The sequence below is a fragment of the uncultured Corynebacterium sp. genome (assembly GCF_937999985.1).
Lineage (GTDB): Bacteria > Actinomycetota > Actinomycetes > Mycobacteriales > Mycobacteriaceae > Corynebacterium.
Genome location: NZ_CALLDG010000077.1, coordinates 1 through 1,251, shown reverse-complemented (window position 1 = coordinate 1,251; position 1,251 = coordinate 1). Strand labels below are relative to the sequence as shown.

Annotated in this window: 1 protein-coding gene and 1 pseudogene; both read right to left on the bottom strand. The window is 63.7% G+C overall.

Features of this window, described 5'->3' with window-relative positions:
- On the bottom strand, nucleotides 1-446 hold a 446-nt coding region (locus Q0331_RS03665; protein WP_298074972.1), incomplete at its 3' end, for an aminotransferase class III-fold pyridoxal phosphate-dependent enzyme.
- A 281-nt stretch (nucleotides 447-727) separates the two neighbouring features.
- Nucleotides 728-1,251: pseudogene (locus Q0331_RS03660) on the bottom strand (hypothetical protein); the annotation flags it as partial.

Genomic DNA, 1,251 nt, shown 5'->3' with positions numbered 1-1,251 from the left:
ATCGCCACCTCGACGGAGACGGAGCCCGAGTCCGAGTAGAAGATGGCATCAAAGCCGGGGCCCGCGAGTTTTAGGAGCTTTTCCGCCAGCTCAATGGCCGGGCGGTGTGTGAGTCCGCCGAACATGACGTGCGACATCGTGGTCGCCTGCTTCTTCGCGGCTGCGACGAGCTTCGGGTGCGAGTGGCCGTGGCAGGCGGCCCACCAGCTGCTCATGCCATCGATGAGGGTACGGCCGTCGGCGAGGTGGAGGTTCACGCCCTCGGCGGACTCGACCAGCTTGGGCGCGACCGGCGACGGGATGGGGCCGTATGGGTGCCAGATGTGGTCGGCGTCGAAGGCTGCGAGGTCGGCGGCGGATGCTTGCGTTGGCTGCGGCGTAGGCAACTTCGCGGATGCTGGTGCAGGCGACGGTACGAGTGGCTGGGTGGTTTCCGAGGCTGTCATGATACTCAAGCATAGTACTTGTACAGCACCGGACTTGAACGCCGTTCGGGGTTGGTGGTGGAACTTTTCGCAAGGATCACAGACAGTCTCAGCGACTTTACGACACCCATGTCACCTCGTGGCAGCTGTGGAGGTGGCATGAGGTGACACCCGTGTCGTGAAGTGGAGTCTGGGGTGGGGCCGGCAGCGGCACTGGGCAGCGGCAGCGGCAGTGGGCACCGGCAGCGGCAGGGGCAGCGGCAGGGGCAGCGGCAGGGGGCTAAACCCGATAAGCCAGCCAGTTAGTACAGCCGCCCCGCCTGGCTCCACACACGTCGGCGACGCATGGCCAACTCGGCCGCCTTCCCCGTGATCGTGAGGGGCGGCCGCGCGAAGGCGTAGTTACCGCGATAGCAACTGCCGCCATTTGCTAGGTGGCGCCGGATTTCCGCGGCCGCTTGCCGCAAGGTGGCTACGGCGGTGCCGTCGAAAAGCTGTGACCAGACAATCCGGATGACATTCAGCCCGAGATTCTTCAGGCGCTTTTCGCGCTCCAGCTCCTTTGCGATTGCCACCTGCGTATCCGCAACCCCGCCGTCGGTGTATTTCATACGGCCATCGAACTCGACGACCAGCCCAAGTTCGGGCAGATAGAAGTCCACGCGTGCGATGAAGCCACGATCATCCCGAAAGGAAACCTGCTGAAGCAACGGAGCCCGAGAATCGTCGACAGAAGCTAGCCCCGCCTGGACAATCGCTTCTTTAGTGAGCGATTCCCCAATGCTTTCCGACGACGCTGTCGCTTGCCGCAACAACCTCCTGGCCT